This window comes from Furfurilactobacillus sp. WILCCON 0119, assembly GCF_053471565.1.
Genome location: NZ_JBPCCV010000004.1, coordinates 244,655 through 262,420, shown reverse-complemented (window position 1 = coordinate 262,420; position 17,766 = coordinate 244,655). Strand labels below are relative to the sequence as shown.

Below are 17,766 nucleotides of genomic sequence, written 5' to 3'. Positions count from 1 at the left end.
CAAATTGTGCACATTTAATCTTGTCTTTTTAATTAAAAAATCGTTTTCTTTCGAGAAAAATTATAATATACGAAATGGTTATTTATTATAATAGTTTACTGAAATAAATGCACACAAGAGTAAATGGTTATGAAAAATAAGGATTATTCTCTCAATGACTCTAAAACGAAAAAAGACGACCTGTTAACTTAAACAGGCCGTCTAATACGATTTTTAAATTTTAAAGAAATATGGTCAGGGCCCACATTAGCAAAAGCCCCAAAATAACGGACAACGTCATTGATCGTGTAAAGTACGCGATAACAATGACCAAAACAGCAGAAATCATCGCCGCAATGTTTCCCAGCGAGAAAACATATGTTGACGTCACAAAAATTTGTTTAACGATCAATGCTGTAAAAAGTGAAACTGGAACAAACCCCATCCACTCATTGAACCAAGCTGGAATTTTCCGTTTGGAGAAAAACAACATTGGGAAGTACCGCGGAATGAATGCAGCGACCCCCGCTAATAATACCAACGCCAAATCATTCATGATCAGTGTGTTCCTTTGCTTTGTCTTGGCCTTCGGACAATAATCGCTCTTCTGTTAGCTCTTGGTCATTAATCATCTCACGTGTTCCCGACGGCCCACGAACTTTATATAAAAGCGCACTGTCTGGTGCCATGGATCGAATGACCCGATCGGCCAAAAAGCCAGCCGTCGACGCTAGAAGCGTTGCAATAACAATCCCCAGTGTGCTTTTAAGACTCACACAGAAGAACGCTGATAATACCCCTGAGAGTATTGCAGTCAACAACGTCAAGCGCCGTTTAACCTGCATGGTTACCATGTAGAGGAACAGTGCGGTCAATGCAAAATCAACGATCACAAGGTTGATTTTTAGCGATGAGCCCACTAAACTCCCGACGATGTTTGATAGCGCCCACGTATACAATGCGTAATGTTCCACCAATAATGCGTTGCCTGGTGTCCAGAATTTATCTGTCGCAAACTTTAAATAGTTCACCGCGTAGTTTTCGTCGTTTAACGAAAAGGCAAACCCCAGTAAGAACCGGTGTGATGAATTCTTCAGGTAATGTGACAAACTGGACCCTAGTAATGCATAACGTAATTCCAGGAAGAACAGCATGATGATGATTTGAGAAATGGGTGCATGAATCGTCAGCATGGTGGCAATTAAGAACTGTGCACCACCCGAATACACGATCAGCGATAGCAATCCAATCAACCAAGTGTTTAGTCCCCCGGCATGTAACAGCACCCCGCAGGCTAACCCAATGGGAATATAGCTTAAACATAGCGGCATTGCGATCTTAAGCACTGCCAGCCAGTTCGCCTGTTCCTTTTTCAAAATGCATCCTCCATTATTAAAGCACCCTTCGTGCTTACGCCATGTCAGACAAACCATTTCGTCCAGCATGGTCCTAAATTAATTAACAGTCAGATTAAATGAAAACCGTGAAACAATGCGAATATATTTTACCATGATTGAATCATCATTGTAACCATACAGGGGCAGATTACCGAACGACGTTTCGAATGTAACCGCTTTTATTTGGTGAAATTAGAATAATGCGATTAGGCAAACCAAACTTTTTAGCATATTTAAGAACGTTCGTCATTCATTAAATCGGCGACTTGATGTGTCGGACTGCGTGAAAATCGTGGCCCATCCTTTAATCCACAGGGCCGTCCATACGGCTCACTGCCGTAAACGCGTAACAAAGCACAGACTTCTTCTCATCTAACACAAACAGACGCCTCATGGACATAAATCGTCCATGAGGCGTCTGTTTGTGTTACCTAAGGGAGCCTAAACGTGCTTTGTTTCGCTCTTACTATTTTTCCACATCTTGTAACTTTTGGTTGTCATCAAGCTGTGAGAAGCCCTGTAAGTGGATGTGTTGCAAGTAGACCATTGTTCCCCATAGAAGGGCCGCAAAGATCACAGCCATCATTAAGAGCAAGCCAGTTGCGTTCCACGCGGTGCTAGCTCCTAACCCCGCCGTCAGTCCTTCACGCAATCCCAAGATGGAATACGTCATCGGAAGGAACGGATGAATGGCGTTGTAGAATCCGTTTGTCACTTGCATTGGGAATGTCCCACCTGAACCACCAAGTTGCAGCATCAGAAGGACCATCGCAATGAAACGACCTGGGTTATCCAGCAACATGGACAGGAACATAACGAGGAACATTGAGGCCACAGAGAATGCCGTTGCAACAGCAAACATCATGCCTGGGTGCATAACCTCTAGTCCAAATAACATCATGAAGCCTGTTTCAACCAAGGCTTGAACAATCGCAACCACTAATCCGACAGAAGCTTTACTGAAGAACCATGCCGTCGCACTTTGATTTTCCATCGAAATTTTCCGAATTGGGTAGGCAAAGTTGAAAACGATTGCCCCAACATAGAGAGCCACTGACAGCACGTATGGTGCCAAGGCGTGACCATAGTTCTTAACGGTACTGTAGCTCTTGTGCTTCAGCTGTGTTGGTGCACTAAACATGTCAGATGTCTTACTTGATAATGGCATGCTGTTGACCTGCTTTGCACCGTCACCCAATGAATCAGATAACTTCACAGAACCAGTAACCAACTGTTTGTTACCATTCTTCAGTGCTGGTGAGTTAGCGTTCAATTGTGACGTTCCATCAGCTAATTGCGCCACCCCATTACTCAACGTTGGGATTTGACCGTTCAACTGGTTCAATCCGCCAGCTAATTGGTAAGAACCGTTAGCAAGTTGTTGAACTCCGCTAACTAACGTTGGCACCTGAGCGTTCAACTGCGCGTTTCCGTTAGCCACTTGGCTGGCACCAGAAACTAACGCACCGGATTGAGCGTTTAATTGAGCCGCACCGTTTGCCGCAGTTCCAACACCGTTAACATACGTTTGTAACTGTGCTAACTGCGTTGACATTCCGCCAGCCTGAACTTCAAGTGCCTTCAGCTGGTTAATCGTGTCCTGACTCGTCAACGCATTTGCCGTGTTCAGCAAGGCTGAGGCTTGAGCAAATGTCGTTGTTGCCGTGCTTGATAATTGCTTCGTGTCGATGCCGTTAATTGCAGACAGTGCCGGCGTCATTTGTGACATCAATGGTGTCAGTTGAGCTGACAGCCCATCATTAACGGCCTTTGCTCCTGCCTGAGCTGTTAAGGCACCCGTTTTACCAGTCTTAACATCCCCACTAATGGCAGCAATCGCTGTCTGCTTATCAGCGTCACTCAGCGATGAGTTTTGAATGTCCGCAACAATCTTATCAAATGAATCATTAGCCGTTCCAGCAGCACTTTGAACCGTGTTCAAGCCACTGTTAGCACTAGCCACACCCTTTTGCAGATCGGCTACGTTAATCCCAGCCAAACTTTCTTTAAGTGCTGCTAATTTATCAAGCGCACCCATTTGTGACTGTAAACTAGCCATGTTTGCTTGCAGACCCGGTGTTGCATCATGAACAGACTGCATTGCTGTTAACATGGCTGGCAGTTGTGATAACTGTGCTGACGCACTCTGGATGTTTTGTAGTCCAGCCGTAATCTTGCCGTTATTGGCAGACAACTGACCCAACCCATCATTCAACTGACCAACAGCCGCTGTATATTGCTGAGCACCAGCATTCACGGCCTGGCTACCAGTCGCCAACTGTTGGGTCCCGTTGGCTAACGAACCCGTACTCCCGTTTAACGTTTGAAGTCCGTTATTCAGTGTGTTCCCACCGTCAGCGAGTTGGTTAACGCCGCTCGCTAATGGACCGACACTCATCTTCATGGTTTGAACACCGTCATTGACCTGGCTCACAGCCGCCGTGTACGTGTCAATTCCCGTCCCAAGGGTCTTTTGCCCCTTTGACAAGGTCTTTGCCCCGTTAGCAGCCTGCGTCATCCCCTTACCAACCTTTTTCACTTGGCTAAAGGTGGCGTCGGCATACGCTTTGATCACCGTTTGGCGGATCTTTTCGTTTAGCCCGGTCGCCCCAATTTGACTGATAACTTCCCCAATGTAGTTCAATGAACCATTGGTTTCATATTGAATCGTCATTTTCTTGGGGTTCTTGCTTAAAACGGACGCTGCATTCTTGGACGTGTCCTTCGGGAAGGTCACGATCGTATAATACTTTTTGTCCTTTAAGCCCTGTTTTGCTTTCTTTTCAGAAACAAACCGCCAGCCCAGTTGATGATCTTTTTTCAAAGACTTCACTGCCTGATCTCCGACGTCTAATTTCTGACCCTGATATGTGACCGCCTTGTCGTTATTAACAACGGCAACGGGCAAATGCTGCGTTTCACCATATGGATTCCACACAGACTTCAGGAAGAAAATACTGTACAAGAATGGAATGATCATAATTGCTAAAACCGAAATCAAAATCAACCGGTTTTTGCCAATAAACTTCCATTCTTTGGCAACCATTTTCACTTGGAGCCACCTCTACTTTTCTAGAATTGACGCGGCAGTTTTCCGCCGCTGTTCAGTCACTTACGCACCGTGGTGCTAATCCGCCATTGCGGATATTACAAGTCCACAATATACACTGATTGACCACAAACCTCAACCACTTCTGAGCACCAATCCCGTTTGGGGGCGGTTACATTTTTGCCAAATCAAAAGGGACTTAATCGCATGTGGGCTGCTTACTCATTAGCGCCACGCGATTAGCCCCTTTCCATTAGCCTTCTGGTCGTTTTAACGGTTGATCTTGTCGGAGTGGTAAGTGAATGACAAAACTCGTTAAATTTGGATCTGATTCTGCAAAAATGTACCCACCATGACGTTCAACAATGCTTTGTGCAATGGCTAACCCTAAGCCAGTACCACCCGTCTCCTTTGACCGCGACTCTTCCACCCGGAAGAACCGTTCAAATAACTGATTAAGCGCTGCCGTTGGGATTTCTCGACCATCGTTTGACACGCGAACAATGACCTCCGTCGCCGTTGCCTGCGCCGTTAGTTCAATAAACGTCGCGTCCTCGCCATACTTTAGTGCGTTTGAAATCAGGTTATTGAACACCCGCCCCATCTTTTCCGCATCAGCTTCCATCATGATGTTATCCGGCGTGGTGGTTGATGTAATCGTCAGGTTCTTCCGGCTTGCTTCCAGTTCATAACTGGCCGCCAACTGTTCGAGCATCTGGCTAAAGTTCACCGTGTTCATTGTGAGCTTCGTTTCGGTTCCCTGCATCTTAAGGTACTCAAACAGGTCCTCCACCAGTGATTTCATCTGGGTCGCCTTCAAATACGCAATATGCGCGTATTTAACCAGGTCTTCGTCTGTTTGGTACTGTTTATCCTCAATCAGTCCTAAGTAGCCAATAATCGACGTTAAAGGCGTTCTGATGTCATGACTGACATTCGTAATCAATTCATCCTTTGATCGCTCTGCTTGCCGCTCATCATTCATGGACTGCGTGGCTGAATCAACCAGGGAGTTCACCGAGTCGACAACACGTTGCAACCGACTACTCAACCGAAACCGAATTCGGTGTTCCAAATGGCCCTCGGAGATGTAGTGTAACTCCGCAATGATGTGGTTCATTTGGTATAAGTGATACCGGCGAATCAGTCGCCATGACAGCACCCCGCAGTCAACCAGCACCAGTGCCGCAATGAACAAACTCTGGTAACTCCAGATGTAACGGCCGCCAATCACCAGTGAGCTCTTAATCATGTAGACCCCGCCAGCAATTCCGGGGTTCGAGTGCAAAACGTCATTTAAAATAACAACAATTGATAGATTTAAAAGGAGCAGCAACACAACGGTTACTACCCCTTCAAAAATCAACGACCACTTTTCACGTGGCGTTAGCTTCATCATTAGTGTGCCTCAATCTTGTAACCAACACCCCAGACGGTCTCGATTACCTTCTCGCCGTTTGTCGCTTCTTCAATTTTGTCACGGAGATGGCTCACATGGACCATGACGGTCTTAGCGGACACCACCGACTCTTGTTGCCAGACCCGTTCAAAGATGTCATCCGCAGAAAAGACACGGTTCGGATGACTCGCTAATAGGTACAAAATTCCAAACTCAAGCGCCGTTAACTGAATGGTTTGCCCATCAATCGTCTTCACTTCGTGTGAATCCTTGTTGATCGTCAGTGGCCCGATATCTAACACGTCTGGTGTATCTGAGGTCACGTGATCTTCAGACCGCCGTAACAGTGACTTGACCCGCGCCATGACTTCCAGTGGGTTAAACGGCTTTGTCACGTAATCATCAGCGCCAGAAATTAGGCCCTGAATCTTATCCATGTCACCCGTTTTGGCTGACAAGATCAAAATCGGAATCTGTGAGTCTTTCCGAACCTGTTTAACCACTTCGATCCCGTTCATTTCAGGCATCATGATGTCTAAGATCATCAACCCGATGTCTGGGTTCGTGTTTAGCTTTGTAATGGCGTCCTTCCCCGTGTAAGCAGAGATGGGCTCGTAACCTTCGTTTTTAATGTAAATTTCCAACAATTGTGCGATTTCTTTATCATCGTCAACAACTAAAATCTTCATCGAGATTATCCTCCAATTGACTCCTTTAGCCCGCTCGACGTCCTACAACGGAGCGGTTACCTTGGGTTCATTCTACTAGAGTTTTCCGCTGGGGACAAATTAAGAAAGTGCAAGGATTTGCGGTTTGACCCTTTTTAGCGACCGACCAAACACCCGTAAACGCGAAACAAAGCGCAGACTTCTGACTCATCTAACACAAACAAGCACCTCATGGACACGAACCGTCCATAAGGCTGCCATCAGCGGTTTACTGCCGTAAACGCGAAACAAAGCGCAGACTTCTGACTCATCTAACACAAACAAGCACCTCATGGACATGAACCGTCCATAAGGCCGCCACCAGCGGTTTACTGCCGTAAACGCGAAACAAAGCGCAGGCTTCTGACTCATCTAACACAAACAAGCACCTCATGGACATGAACCGTCCATAAGGTGCTTGTTTGTGTTACCTGAGGGAGCCTAAACACGCTTTGTTTCGCTCTGCTCTTATCTTCTTCTGTTTCTTCCAGCCGCACCGGAGAACATACCACCGACCACGTTGAAACGCCGCCGGATCCACATGTCACCCCCAAATGAAGCCAATGCAATGACGATGTACAGCCATGCTGGAACGATTGGGTTGATTGCTTGTGGTAACAGGCTAACTGCTGCAAACAGCACCAAAATCCCCACTAACAGGCCGGCCATGTAGAGTAAGATCCGCCACAACGGCAACCGTTGATGACCACTCGCTGGGTTCAAGATTGGTGTTAACCACGCCCAGCCAAGACCGAAGACGGCGGAAACCAGGATGATCCCCACAATTCCCATTTGACCAGATTGTGCTGCTGATGCCTTTGAAAAGTAACCCAGGATCCCGTACATCGCTGTAAAGATTGCCAGAATACTCAACATGCTGTCAGCTGCCGTTGGCCAAAAGCCAGCCATTTCACCCTGACCGTTAACGGCACCAGGCTTAGCAGGCCCGTTGATCAACTCCTCAGCGTAGGCCGTTGGCGTTCCAAACAGCTGTTTCGCTGTTTGCCCCGTCTTCTGGCCTTCCTGAAGCTTCGTCAACGTTTCATCAAGCTGGGTGTTCCGCTTTTCACCCGTGTAGTTTCGTTGGTCTAACATTTTGTTCAGCTGGAACATGAATTCTTCGTTCCGTTTTGTCAAACCAATCCCACTGTAGCGGCTGACATCCGTCCGTGCCTGGCCCCGGTGTTCTTGCTTTGCGTTCGCGTTACGTTCGCGATTTTCTTCACTCACAATCAGTTCTCCCCACTTTTATTTAGACGTTAAACCGGAATTCAACGATGTCACCATCCTGCATCACGTATTCCTTACCTTCGACACGAAACTTACCGGCTTCACGGACCTTTTGAATCGTTCCCTGTTCGTCAAGATCAGCAAACGACATCACTTCCGCCCGGATAAAGCCACGTTCAAAGTCAGAATGAATGATTCCGGCAGCTTGCGGCGCCTTTGTTCCAGCACGGAACGTCCAGGCACGCGTTTCCTTACCACCGGCAGTGAAGAACGTTTCCAACCCCAGCAACTTGTAAGAAGCCCGAATCAACTTGTTCAAACCGGGTTCTTCAACCCCTTCGGCTTCAAGAAATTCCTGTTTGTCTTCATCAGGCATTTCAGCAATTTCTTCTTCCGTCCGGGCGGAAACAGCAACCACACCGCTTCCTTCCGTCTTGGCAAAATCAGCAATTTGTTGAACATATGGTGAGGCGTCTGGGTCAGCCATGTCATCTTCAGCGATGTTGGCCACATACAACACTGGCTTTGACGTCAGCAGGAACAGGCCATCGACCACTTTTTGTTCATCCTTGTCGAAGTCCAGTGTGCGAACACTCTTTCCGGCTTCAAGAACCGGTTTGATCTGCTTCAACACGCTGTATTCAGCGATTGCATCCTTTTCCTTGGCGTTTGTCGCCGCCTTTTCCACCTTGGCGTACCGTTTGGTGACAGCATCCAAGTCGGCAATGATCAGTTCTGTGTTGATCGTATCAATGTCTTCTAAGGGATCCACCGTTCCGGTTACACTGGTGATGTTGTCATCATCAAATGCCCGAACCACGTGAACAATGGCATTCACTTGGCGAATGTTTTCAAGGAACTTGTTTCCCAGACCTTCACCCTTGCTGGCCCCCTTAACAATTCCGGCAATGTCCGTAAATTCAAACGTTGTTGGAATCACCTTGTCGGCTGGTTCAATCTCTTGAATCCGTGCCAAGCGGGCGTCTGGGACTTCAACCATCCCCACGTTTGGTTCAATGGTTGCGAATGGATAGTTGGCCATTTCTGCTCCGGCCTTGGTAATTGCGTTAAAAAGCGTTGACTTACCCACGTTTGGTAAGCCGACAATTCCTGCTGTTAAAGCCATGTTTACAACTCACACTTTCTCCGATTTATTCTGCTGACGCGCGGCGTAAAACCTTTTTAAGTTTCTTTTCGAATTCACGCCGCGGCATCATGATGAGGTGGTCACAACCAAGACACTTGATCTTGATGTCCGCTCCGACCCGCGTAATTTCCCACTCGTTGGTCCCACATGGATGCGGCTTTTTCATTTCAACAACGTCGCCTTTGTCATACATCACGAATACCTCCGTTGTCTTGTTTCTTCACTAATCGAGCGAAATTCCTAGCAACTCAAGAATCCGCCCCAAATCATCATTTGACATGTAATCAATCTCAATGTGTCCTTGACCCTTGGTACCGTTTGAAATCTGAACCTTTGTTCCAAACTTCTCCTGAAGTTGGGTTTCAGAAGCCCGGACATAGGCCGATTTCTTCGCTGCGGGCTTTGGCTTTGCTTGCTTATCGTTGTTCATTTCAGCAACAACTTTTTCCAGTTCACGCACCGTCATGCCATTTTTGGCAACCCGTCGTGCTAAACCAACAACCTTCTGCTTATCCTTTAACCCTAGAAGGGTCCGCGCCTGGCCCATTGACAGTTCTTCACTGGCTAACATTTCCTTGACTGGTGTTGGTAATCCCAGTAACCGCAAGTAATTTGCAATGTAAGGCCGGCTCTTCCCTAACCGTGCAGATACCTCTGCTTGCGTCAGGTTCAGCTTGTTCATCAACGTTTGGTAGGCTTCCGCTTCTTCCAGTGGTGATAAGTCTTCACGCTGAAGGTTTTCCAGCACGGCGACTTCCATCATTTCACGGTCATCCATGGGACGGACAATCGCTGGAATGGTCTGCCGGTTTGCTAACTTCGAGGCCCGAAAGCGCCGTTCACCAGCGATGATTTCATAACGGTTTAAACTCGCATCTGGCTGCCGGACGATGATTGGTTGGAACACGCCGGACTTTTCGATGGAGCTCGCTAGTTCTTTTAACGCCTTGTTATCAAACGTTTGTCGTGGTTGGTACGGATTTGGCCGAATGTCTGCCAGCGCCAATTCCTGCACGTTTTCTGCGGTTACTTCACTGATATTTTGACTGAGGTCATTGTCCTGAAAGAGGGCTTCGATGCCACGGCCTAATCCTTTACCTGATGCATTTTTACTTGCCATGTGCTGCTAGGACCTCCTCTGCTAACTGTGAATACACTTGTGCCCCACGAGACTTCGGATCGTAATCAATGATGGCCTGCCCATGACTAGGTGCTTCTGACAACCGCACGTTCCGTGGAATGATGGTCTTGTAGACCCGGTCGCCAAAGTACTTTTGAACTTCTGCGTTCACTTCGGCTCCCAAGTTTGTCCGCGCGTCGAACATGGTCAACAGAACCCCTTCAATTCGCAGGCTCCGGTTAAAGTGCTTCTGAACCAACTTAATGGTGTTCAGCAACTGGCTTAACCCTTCCAAGGCATAATATTCACTTTGAACGGGGATCAAAATTGAATCACTAGCCGTAAAGGCGTTGATTGTTAACAGTCCTAACGACGGTGGACAATCAATCAAAATAAAGTCGTAGTCATCGATCACCTCTTGCAAGGCGTCCTTTAACCGTGTCTCTCTGGCCATTAAGTTCGTCAATTCAATTTCGGCACCTGACAACTGAATCGTGGCCGGAATAATGTCCATTCCTGGGTGATTCGTTGCTAAAATAACTTCCGAAACGGGGGTTTCATTGACCAAAATATCATAAATATCTTTTTGAATCGTGGCCTTTTGAATGCCGATCCCACTGGTAGCATTCCCCTGGGCGTCCGTATCTACTAGTAGAATGCGTTGCCCTTGGTTTGCGAGGCACGCGCCCAGATTAACACTGGTCGTGGTCTTCCCAACACCACCTTTTTGATTTGCGAGTGCAATTACGTATCCCATCAACGTTAACTCCTCAATATCCTTTGGTTAATTCTTATCAGCATGGCCATTTTTCGGCAGGTCGATCACAATTCGGTAACCCGTCTCCGTAGCCTCTTCATGTACGTGCACCGTTAACCCCGTGTCCCGAATCATTTTCGTTGATTCCTTGATGGTGTTAACTGCGATTCGTGTGTCAGAGGTGAGCCCCCGGAGCCGTTTCTTAGGCCGCCGTGGCGCCACTGGTTCATCGTTTGTCATGTCCCGCACGAGCCGTTCCGTCGCTTGAACATTGAGGTGGTGAGTCTCAATTTGTCCAAGTGCTTCCCGTTGTTGTGCCGGATTCAGCGGCAGTAACGCGCGCCCGTGACGTTCTGACAAGCGCCGTTCATTGATTGCTACTAGAACAGGGTCACTTAGCTTTAATAACCGAAGCTTGTTTGCAACAGCTGACTGGCTCTTACCAACCCCGGCAGCTAGTTGCGTTTGCGTCAAATTATTGAGCGTCATCAGCCGTTGATAGGCTTGTGCTTCTTCAACCGCTGTCAATTCTTCACGCTGTAAGTTTTCAATCAGCGCAAGTGAGGCCGTTTCCTGATCGTCCATTTTCTCAACAATCGCAGAAATAGTGGTCCACTCCAACGATGTAACGGCCCGAAAACGCCGTTCGCCGGCAATGATTTCATACTTTTCCGGTTCGTATTCACGCAAAATGATCGGTTGTAACAAGCCATGATCATGAATCGTTTGTGCAAGTTCCGCAATCGCGTGCTCATCAAAGATCCGGCGTGGTTGGTACCGGTTCGGAATGATTGCAGCTAACGGAATCTGTTCCACCCTTTGTTGCGGTGTCTCGTCATCCTTACTGCGGTTCCCAAAAATTGAAAATGCCATTGGCTCCCCGTTCCTTTCACAAAAACTTACTGATTGGTCAGTGGTTCTTTATTTGGCGTCCCTGGACGCCGCGGGTAACGGTTTGGCGTTGCCTTAACCTTATCGATCACGATGATCTCCCGGGGGTCAGCTGACACCGGCAATTCGAATTGATACTGTGCGCCAACCTTGCCACCCAACGTGTGGATCGCAAACGTTGCCTGACGTAGCTCTTCATTGGCGCCACTGGCCTTCATTGCTAGCAACCGTCCGCCCACCTTAACTAATGGCAAGCATAGTTCGCTCATCACGCTCATCCGCGCTAAGGCACGCCCTGTAACGTAATCAAATGCCTCTCGTTGCGGTGACTTTTTCCCGCCAGCTGTTTCAGCACGATCATGGATCAACGTTACGTTGGTTAGGCCTAACGTATCAACCAATTCCTGAAGGAACCCGATCCGCTTGTTCAGTGAATCGATGATTGTGACTTTCAACTGGGGAAACATAATCTTTAACGGCAACGACGGAAAGCCCGCACCAGCACCAACATCACATAGCGTGGCGGCTTGTGTTTGAAGTTCTGGAACGGTCAACGCAACGGTTAGTGAATCGTAAAAATGCTTAAGGTACACATCATCACGCGCCGTAATGGTCGTCAGGTTAAACTTCTCGTTTGTTTCGATCAATAAACTAAAGTACGTGGCAAACTGGGCTAACTGTTTGTCCGTAATGATAACACCGTGATCAGCAAGAGCTGCGGCGAACTGTTCTGGATTCATATTTACTCCTTCAATGTGAAACAACTGCATGTTTCACGTTCCTAACCAGTTTACCTAAAAAACCGCAATAAAACAACCGCCAGCAACACGACTCACAAGGCTTATCGCCCCGTCAGACCATGCCATCGCGGTTGTCATTTAAGATCACATTTTAATTACGTTTTTAAATTAAAGTCGTCGCCAAATTGCGAGGCCACCCGTTAGCAACAACCAACCAATTATCCCACCAATTGTGTTTAGCAATAAATCATTTAAATCAAACGTCCGGTCGCCCAAATTAAAGAAGTTCATCACTAGCTGGGTGCACTCAATAAATAATGACGTCCCGAAGGCTAACGCCACAGATCGCGAAAAGCGCCGTAATTGCAGCGCCAGTCCACCTGCAAGCAAGGTTAGTGGCGTCAACATCAACCCGTTACCAATGATTTGATAGAGGCTCGTTGGCTGTTGCCAGTTGTACCACAGCGCCAGTGGATGTGTGGCAATCGCCCCCTGAAACGTGTACCCACTCGCTGCCAACGTTTCAGCATTCGCACTTAAATTAATTGGGAAAAGGGTCATATCAAATAGCAGCCACAGATACCCGCACAGAACCAGTTCAAACGTAAGCCGTGCAAACGTCATTCGATCATGCCGCCGATCCTGAATGACCCAGCAGATAAAAATAATTGTTAGTGGGATCACTAAAATTGTGCTCGTGAGCAAGCCATGTTCATCAAACATTACGTAATCCCCCTTCGTTAGTTTTGTACCACTAGCTTACAGCGTGCGCCAAACTTTGTCTGTTTTCATGGATGGTCTTGATAAATTTATAAATAAGTCGGCCACACCGTGCGCCAACATAAAAGGACCGTCACGCATTTAGCGGACGGCCCTTATCTGTGAATCATGTAATTGCGATATCTAATGATCTAGCTTACCAAACGAATAAGCCGACCATCCCAGCAGAGAGTAATGAAACTAAGATTCCTGATAATAGCATGTAACCAACGTTGCTAGAAACCATGTCGTTCTTCTTCTTGTCAACCATTCCCTTGAAGGCACCGATGATCATCCCGGTTGTCCCAAAGTTGGCAAATGATGTTAAGAAGACTGTCAATACGGCTTGGTAATGCTTTGGGAAATGTTCGATCTTTCCCGTTAATTCACCCATGACAACGAATTCGTTGGTAACTAACTTAAGACCCATCATTTGTGAGAAGTCCCAGGCAGTATGGAAGTTCAATCCCATCAACCAAGCAGGGATGAACATGATTACACCAAGGATACTTTCCAATGATAATGGCTTCCAGATCAAACCAAGCAATTGGTCAATCAAGGCAGCCAAGGCAACGAACGCAATAACGTTCGCTGTGATGATCAAAATCAACGTCCCGGCACCAAGGATGGAGTCACCCAAGAATGAGAAGAATGGTTCGCGCTTCCCGTTTGGTTGAACGTCCCCAGCTTCTTCAGCAGCAACGGCACTTTCGTCGTCTTCGCCACCAACAACACCAATCTTGGCGATGGTGTCTTCTTCAGGAGTAACTTCGATTGGGTTCAGCATGTTCGTAACGATCAATGCGTTGATACAGTTCAACGGAACGGCAGTTAACACGAATTGACCGGGAACCATTTGAACGTAGGCCCCTAAGATTGATGCCGTCACACAACTCATGGACATCATGGCTAAGGTAACGTCACGTTCAGCCTTCATCGTCTTCAATTGTAACTTGGAAACAGCCAATGCTTCAGTGTTTCCTAAGAACATCATTTCAACGGCGAAGAATGATTCGAACTTTGGTTGGCCCGTAATGAAGCTTAAGCCACGACCGATCCATTTGATGATCCATGGTAAAATCCCAATGTACGTCAAGATGTCGAACATTGGCACGATCAGCAGGATTGGTAACAGTGAACTCGTAATGAAGTTCACTGGTGCTGGATGAGTCCCTGTGGCCCCAACCCAGTTTGGCAATGCAAAGTTAATCCCCTTGTATGCCACTTGAACCAACCATGTAAACCCATCGGCAGCGCCCTTAACACCGGCTTGACCAGCTTTGAAACTAGTTAATAACCAGGCAATGACTAAGTTTAAGACAACCATGATACCAACGGAACGCCACTTGATTTTTGAGCGGTTCTTTGACAAAGCCCAAGCGATGGCTAAGTAAATAATGACACCCGCAATGTTGATGAAAATATATGGATTCATCAGAATATGTCCTTCTTTCTAAAATGATGGAAAATAATATGTTGAGTCTAAATGCGCCCATTTAAGCTCTGCTACTGGTTTCACCGCGGTAACCGCGGTGCTGATATCAACAATCACACTCCTCCCTCAGTTGTCGAGCCACCTAAATAAATAAAGTTCACGCAATAATGGCAGTGTAATAACCACCCATAAATGGCACAAGAAGGCGGCTCTTCCCGACCAATTAATAGTACCGTTAAACGGCCAAAGTGTAAACATTGTTTCACTTCACAAAGCACATTTTAATTTTTACACCGGTTTCACGAAATTTAAAAGTTATTGAAACCGTTTACTAACAGCAATTTCCGAACATCGACTCATTAAATATTATTTTAATTATTTTCTCACTTGGTTAAACATTTTACGTTGCGTCAAGAAAGGGATTCACCCCAAATTTGCGGTTCATCCACCAGTAATGGTTAATTCTTCAGTCGTCCAACAGTTAACTCCATCATAGCTATGCTCAGTAACTTTTGGAAAGGACGGCTGCTTTTGCTTTTAACAACTTCCTGCTACACTCGAAGTAACGTCCCCTCTGGAAAGGAGTTTGTCATGGCCGCTTCTTCATTTGCTTACCAAGTTTTTGTGACCGTCGTTGCAAAGCAGACATTTCTTGCCGCTGCGGAAACGTTAAACATTACGCCTAGCGCTGTCAGTCACTCGATCAATCAATTGGAAACCCAGCTCGGTTTTCCACTGTTCATTCGCAGTCGTACTGGCGTGACCCTCACCGCAAACGGCCAGACCGTATACCCCGTCATCCAGGACGTTTTAAATGCGGAAGCGCGGCTTGTTCAAGAAGCCGACCACATTAACGGCCTGACCAGTGGGACAGTTAAAATTGGCGCCTTTTCCTCCGTTATGTTGAACTGGCTGCCAGAAATCATTCGTGATTTTCACCAGCGGTATCCAGACATCAACGTTAGCGTTTATCAAGGGCGGTTTAACGACATCGCCGAACGCGTTCGTTTGGGCCTCCTTGATATTGGCTTTTCCGCACTCCCCATCACGCAGGCGGTTCAGCTTCATCCGTTGGTGAAGGATGAAATTTTCTGCATTACCCCAAACGACTTCACACCAAAAAACGGCCACGTCATGACAAGTGCCGACGTGGCCGATAAAACGTTTATTTTGCAGCAATCTGATTATGATCGTGATACCAAGTTAACCCTTGACCGGTATGATGTAACACCAAATTCACTGTTTTATTCTGTTGATGACGCTTCGATCATCTCAATGGTTGAAGCAGGACTTGGCTTCGGTGTCTTGCCTAACCTGGCCCTTCAACGGATTTCCGGCAACGTAAACATCTACCCGTTTGACGAGCCTCATTACCGAACACTCTGTGTGGTGGCAAATCAAGCACTGGCAAATACGCCCACCACGGCCAAAATGTTGGCTACGATTCACACCCATTTGGCCGCCCGCTATCAAACAGACCTGCTCTGGTAACGTTATGGTCTTTTCAATCCAGCCATAATCATCTCAATCACACCGCTTAACGGTGACCGAACCGGATCCGCTTGGTTCATCCGAATCGCCTGTGCATAGCTCACAATGGTGGACAGCCCCATCCCAAGTAACACGTTCGGGCTCATTGGGCGCAGTTCACCTGAGGCGATTCCTTTCTTAACCTCGTCTTCGATGTATTTGAAATCAAGAAACGTTTCTTCGTGATCCATTTCTAGCGTGGATAAGATCGGCGAATATTCAATCTGAACGATCAAAGACGTTGCTACTGGTTGATCCGTTGCAAACTGATACAGCGACCGAAGAAACATTTCAATGTTAACCAACGGTCCAGCAGACGCATCAAAATACGCCAGCAGGTAATCGATCATCAATTGCTTCGCGCTTAAAAACGTTTGTTTGATCAAATCGTCCTTGTTTTTAAAGTAAATGTAGATGTTGGACTGGGAGATTCCCACCGCGGTTGCCACCTTTGCCATCGTGACACCACTGATTCCAACAGTAATTATCATGGTTGCGGTCGCATCAATAATGCGCTGCCGTCTTTCGTCATTTTTCTCTCGCATATTATTCACTATAAAAAAATTCCCATTCTCCGTCAACAATAAAATCTTTTATTGTTAAGCATTTGACAAAGAATGTTTATTCTTTTATACTGGCCTCATCAAGTCGATTATTCAAATCGATTATTTTTCTGCAAAATAAAAGAACGTTTATTCTTTTAAAAGGAGTTCATTCACATGCAACCTAAACCTGTCGCTTTAATTACTGGTGCTTCTTCCGGAATGGGGGCTGCCGCAGCTAAACAATTTCTTCACGCCGGTTACACTGTTTACGCTGGTGCACGGCGCGTCGATAAAATGGCCGACCTTGCCGCACTTGGCATCCACACGTGCCACCTTGATGTAACGGATGAGGCATCTAACCAGGCCTTTGTCGATCAAGTATTGGCTGAGACCGGACGGATCGACGTCCTCATCAACAACGCTGGTTACGGGAGTTTTGGTGCGCTATAAGACGTTTCTTCTGTCGAAGCTAAACGACAATTTGATGTTAACGTTTTTGGCGCCATGAACCTCACCCAGCTAGTCTTACCAACCATGCGCCAACAGCATTACGGTAAAATCATCAACAATTCATCTATTGGTGGCCAAATTTACGGAACCCTTGGTGGCTGGTACTTTGCTTCAAAGCACGCACTGGAGGCGCTTAGTGATACCCTCCGCCTAGAAGTTGCCGACTTCGGCATTGATGTGATCATCATCGAACCAGGTGGAACGAACACCAGTTGGGGCGCCATCGCGGCCGAGAACCTCTTGAAGGTAACGCCGCTAGACTCCCCTTATCGGAAGGCCGCTGAATCGTTTGGCATGCTCTCTGGTGCTGGTTTTAGCCGGTCACCAGAGGATCTTGGTTACCTCATGTGGAAAACGACAACCATCGTGCATCCAAAGAGTCGCTACCAGGCCAGTTTCGGTGACAAACTTGCGGTTGTGGCCGCGCGGAAACTGTCCTACCGGATGTACGACCGGCTGACCAAGTTTGCAACTAAGGCAACGGCACGTCAGAATGCCGCCACAACAGCTACTGAAGATCATCTCACTAACAATTAAAAAAACGGTCCGCCAGCACAAATTTTGTGTTGGC

At 47.0% G+C, this 17,766-nt stretch carries 16 protein-coding genes and 1 pseudogene; 2 read left to right on the top strand and 15 right to left on the bottom strand.

The window, feature by feature from the left end; translation table 11 throughout:
* Positions 1 to 220: 220 nt before the first annotated feature.
* The 14 genes from ACRYI5_RS08375 to ACRYI5_RS08310 all read right to left on the bottom strand — a co-directional run bounded on the left by ACRYI5_RS08375 (position 221) and on the right by ACRYI5_RS08310 (position 14,610).
* The gene (locus ACRYI5_RS08375) at positions 221 to 535 is read right to left on the bottom strand and encodes an AzlD domain-containing protein (protein WP_407880044.1); all 315 of its coding nucleotides are present in this window, start codon (positions 533 to 535) and stop codon (positions 221 to 223) included.
* On the bottom strand, positions 528 to 1,310 hold the full coding sequence (locus ACRYI5_RS08370) for an AzlC family ABC transporter permease (RefSeq protein ID WP_407880105.1): 783 nt from the start codon (positions 1,308 to 1,310) through the stop codon (positions 528 to 530). Before ACRYI5_RS08370 ends, ACRYI5_RS08375 begins: the two co-directional genes overlap by 8 nt.
* Positions 1,311 to 1,842: 532 nt before the next feature.
* The gene (locus ACRYI5_RS08365; RefSeq protein WP_448224961.1) at positions 1,843 to 4,422 is read right to left on the bottom strand and encodes a YhgE/Pip family protein; all 2,580 of its coding nucleotides are present in this window, start codon (positions 4,420 to 4,422) and stop codon (positions 1,843 to 1,845) included.
* Between the two features lie 256 nt (positions 4,423 to 4,678).
* The gene (locus tag ACRYI5_RS08360; RefSeq protein WP_407880107.1) at positions 4,679 to 5,821 is read right to left on the bottom strand and encodes a sensor histidine kinase; all 1,143 of its coding nucleotides are present in this window, start codon (positions 5,819 to 5,821) and stop codon (positions 4,679 to 4,681) included.
* 2 nt (positions 5,822 to 5,823) lie between these two features.
* Positions 5,824 to 6,513 (bottom strand): response regulator transcription factor, encoded by a 690-nt coding sequence (locus tag ACRYI5_RS08355; protein ID WP_407880047.1) that lies wholly within the window; start codon positions 6,511 to 6,513, stop codon positions 5,824 to 5,826.
* A 486-nt stretch (positions 6,514 to 6,999) separates the two neighbouring features.
* Positions 7,000 to 7,761, bottom strand: a complete 762-nt coding sequence (locus ACRYI5_RS08350; protein WP_448224954.1) for a DUF1129 domain-containing protein — start codon at positions 7,759 to 7,761, stop codon at positions 7,000 to 7,002.
* A 22-nt stretch (positions 7,762 to 7,783) separates the two neighbouring features.
* Positions 7,784 to 8,887, bottom strand: a complete 1,104-nt coding sequence (gene ychF / locus ACRYI5_RS08345) for a redox-regulated ATPase YchF (protein ID WP_448224953.1) — start codon at positions 8,885 to 8,887, stop codon at positions 7,784 to 7,786.
* A 25-nt stretch (positions 8,888 to 8,912) separates the two neighbouring features.
* Positions 8,913 to 9,101, bottom strand: coding sequence for a DUF951 domain-containing protein (locus ACRYI5_RS08340; RefSeq protein WP_407880052.1), 189 nt, complete (start codon positions 9,099 to 9,101; stop codon positions 8,913 to 8,915).
* Between the two features lie 30 nt (positions 9,102 to 9,131).
* Positions 9,132 to 10,028: a ParB/RepB/Spo0J family partition protein gene (locus ACRYI5_RS08335; RefSeq protein WP_407880054.1), complete on the bottom strand. Its 897-nt coding sequence runs from the start codon at positions 10,026 to 10,028 to the stop codon at positions 9,132 to 9,134.
* Positions 10,018 to 10,785 (bottom strand): ParA family protein, encoded by a 768-nt coding sequence (locus ACRYI5_RS08330; protein ID WP_407880055.1) that lies wholly within the window; start codon positions 10,783 to 10,785, stop codon positions 10,018 to 10,020. Before ACRYI5_RS08330 ends, ACRYI5_RS08335 begins: the two co-directional genes overlap by 11 nt.
* A gap of 27 nt (positions 10,786 to 10,812) precedes the next feature.
* Positions 10,813 to 11,658 (bottom strand): nucleoid occlusion protein, encoded by an 846-nt coding sequence (gene noc / locus ACRYI5_RS08325; protein ID WP_407880057.1) that lies wholly within the window; start codon positions 11,656 to 11,658, stop codon positions 10,813 to 10,815.
* A gap of 26 nt (positions 11,659 to 11,684) precedes the next feature.
* Positions 11,685 to 12,416, bottom strand: a complete 732-nt coding sequence (gene rsmG, locus ACRYI5_RS08320) for a 16S rRNA (guanine(527)-N(7))-methyltransferase RsmG (RefSeq protein WP_407880060.1) — start codon at positions 12,414 to 12,416, stop codon at positions 11,685 to 11,687.
* A 168-nt stretch (positions 12,417 to 12,584) separates the two neighbouring features.
* Positions 12,585 to 13,139 carry a VanZ family protein gene (locus ACRYI5_RS08315; RefSeq protein WP_407880062.1) on the bottom strand — a complete coding sequence of 185 codons (555 nt, stop codon included), beginning with the start codon at positions 13,137 to 13,139 and terminating at the stop codon, positions 12,585 to 12,587.
* Between the two features lie 193 nt (positions 13,140 to 13,332).
* Entirely contained in the window at positions 13,333 to 14,610 is a 1,278-nt protein-coding gene (locus tag ACRYI5_RS08310; RefSeq protein WP_407880064.1) for a NupC/NupG family nucleoside CNT transporter, read from the bottom strand.
* 591 nt (positions 14,611 to 15,201) lie between these two features.
* Between ACRYI5_RS08310 and ACRYI5_RS08305 the strand changes: the two genes are divergently transcribed.
* Positions 15,202 to 16,101, top strand: a complete 900-nt coding sequence (locus ACRYI5_RS08305; RefSeq protein ID WP_448224952.1) for a LysR family transcriptional regulator — start codon at positions 15,202 to 15,204, stop codon at positions 16,099 to 16,101.
* A 2-nt stretch (positions 16,102 to 16,103) separates the two neighbouring features.
* Here ACRYI5_RS08305 and ACRYI5_RS08300 read toward each other — a convergent pair whose 3' ends face one another.
* Entirely contained in the window at positions 16,104 to 16,685 is a 582-nt protein-coding gene (locus ACRYI5_RS08300; RefSeq protein WP_407880109.1) for a TetR/AcrR family transcriptional regulator, read from the bottom strand.
* Positions 16,686 to 16,859: 174 nt separating this feature from the next.
* Here ACRYI5_RS08300 and ACRYI5_RS08295 point away from each other — a divergent pair.
* Positions 16,860 to 17,732: pseudogene (locus tag ACRYI5_RS08295) on the top strand (oxidoreductase).
* Positions 17,733 to 17,766: the final 34 nt, after the last annotated feature.

Bases quoted from the DNA above. Each gene is read 5' to 3' on its own strand.
- ACRYI5_RS08375 (WP_407880044.1), bottom strand. From the start codon at position 535: ATGAATGATTTGGCGTTGGTATTATTAGCGGGGGTCGCTGCATTCATT.
- ACRYI5_RS08370 (WP_407880105.1), bottom strand. From the start codon at position 1,310: ATGCCGCTATGTTTAAGCTATATTCCCATTGGGTTAGCCTGCGGGGTG.
- ACRYI5_RS08365 (WP_448224961.1), bottom strand. From the start codon at position 4,422: ATGGTTGCCAAAGAATGGAAGTTTATTGGCAAAAACCGGTTGATTTTG.
- ACRYI5_RS08360 (WP_407880107.1), bottom strand. From the start codon at position 5,821: ATGAAGCTAACGCCACGTGAAAAGTGGTCGTTGATTTTTGAAGGGGTA.
- ACRYI5_RS08355 (WP_407880047.1), bottom strand. From the start codon at position 6,513: ATGAAGATTTTAGTTGTTGACGATGATAAAGAAATCGCACAATTGTTG.
- ychF (WP_448224953.1), bottom strand. From the start codon at position 8,887: ATGGCTTTAACAGCAGGAATTGTCGGCTTACCAAACGTGGGTAAGTCA.
- ACRYI5_RS08340 (WP_407880052.1), bottom strand. From the start codon at position 9,101: ATGTATGACAAAGGCGACGTTGTTGAAATGAAAAAGCCGCATCCATGT.
- ACRYI5_RS08335 (WP_407880054.1), bottom strand. From the start codon at position 10,028: ATGGCAAGTAAAAATGCATCAGGTAAAGGATTAGGCCGTGGCATCGAA.
- ACRYI5_RS08330 (WP_407880055.1), bottom strand. From the start codon at position 10,785: ATGGGATACGTAATTGCACTCGCAAATCAAAAAGGTGGTGTTGGGAAG.
- noc (WP_407880057.1), bottom strand. From the start codon at position 11,658: ATGGCATTTTCAATTTTTGGGAACCGCAGTAAGGATGACGAGACACCG.
- rsmG (WP_407880060.1), bottom strand. From the start codon at position 12,416: ATGAATCCAGAACAGTTCGCCGCAGCTCTTGCTGATCACGGTGTTATC.
- ACRYI5_RS08315 (WP_407880062.1), bottom strand. From the start codon at position 13,139: ATGTTTGATGAACATGGCTTGCTCACGAGCACAATTTTAGTGATCCCA.
- ACRYI5_RS08310 (WP_407880064.1), bottom strand. From the start codon at position 14,610: ATGAATCCATATATTTTCATCAACATTGCGGGTGTCATTATTTACTTA.
- ACRYI5_RS08305 (WP_448224952.1), top strand. From the start codon at position 15,202: ATGGCCGCTTCTTCATTTGCTTACCAAGTTTTTGTGACCGTCGTTGCA.
- ACRYI5_RS08300 (WP_407880109.1), bottom strand. From the start codon at position 16,685: ATGCGAGAGAAAAATGACGAAAGACGGCAGCGCATTATTGATGCGACC.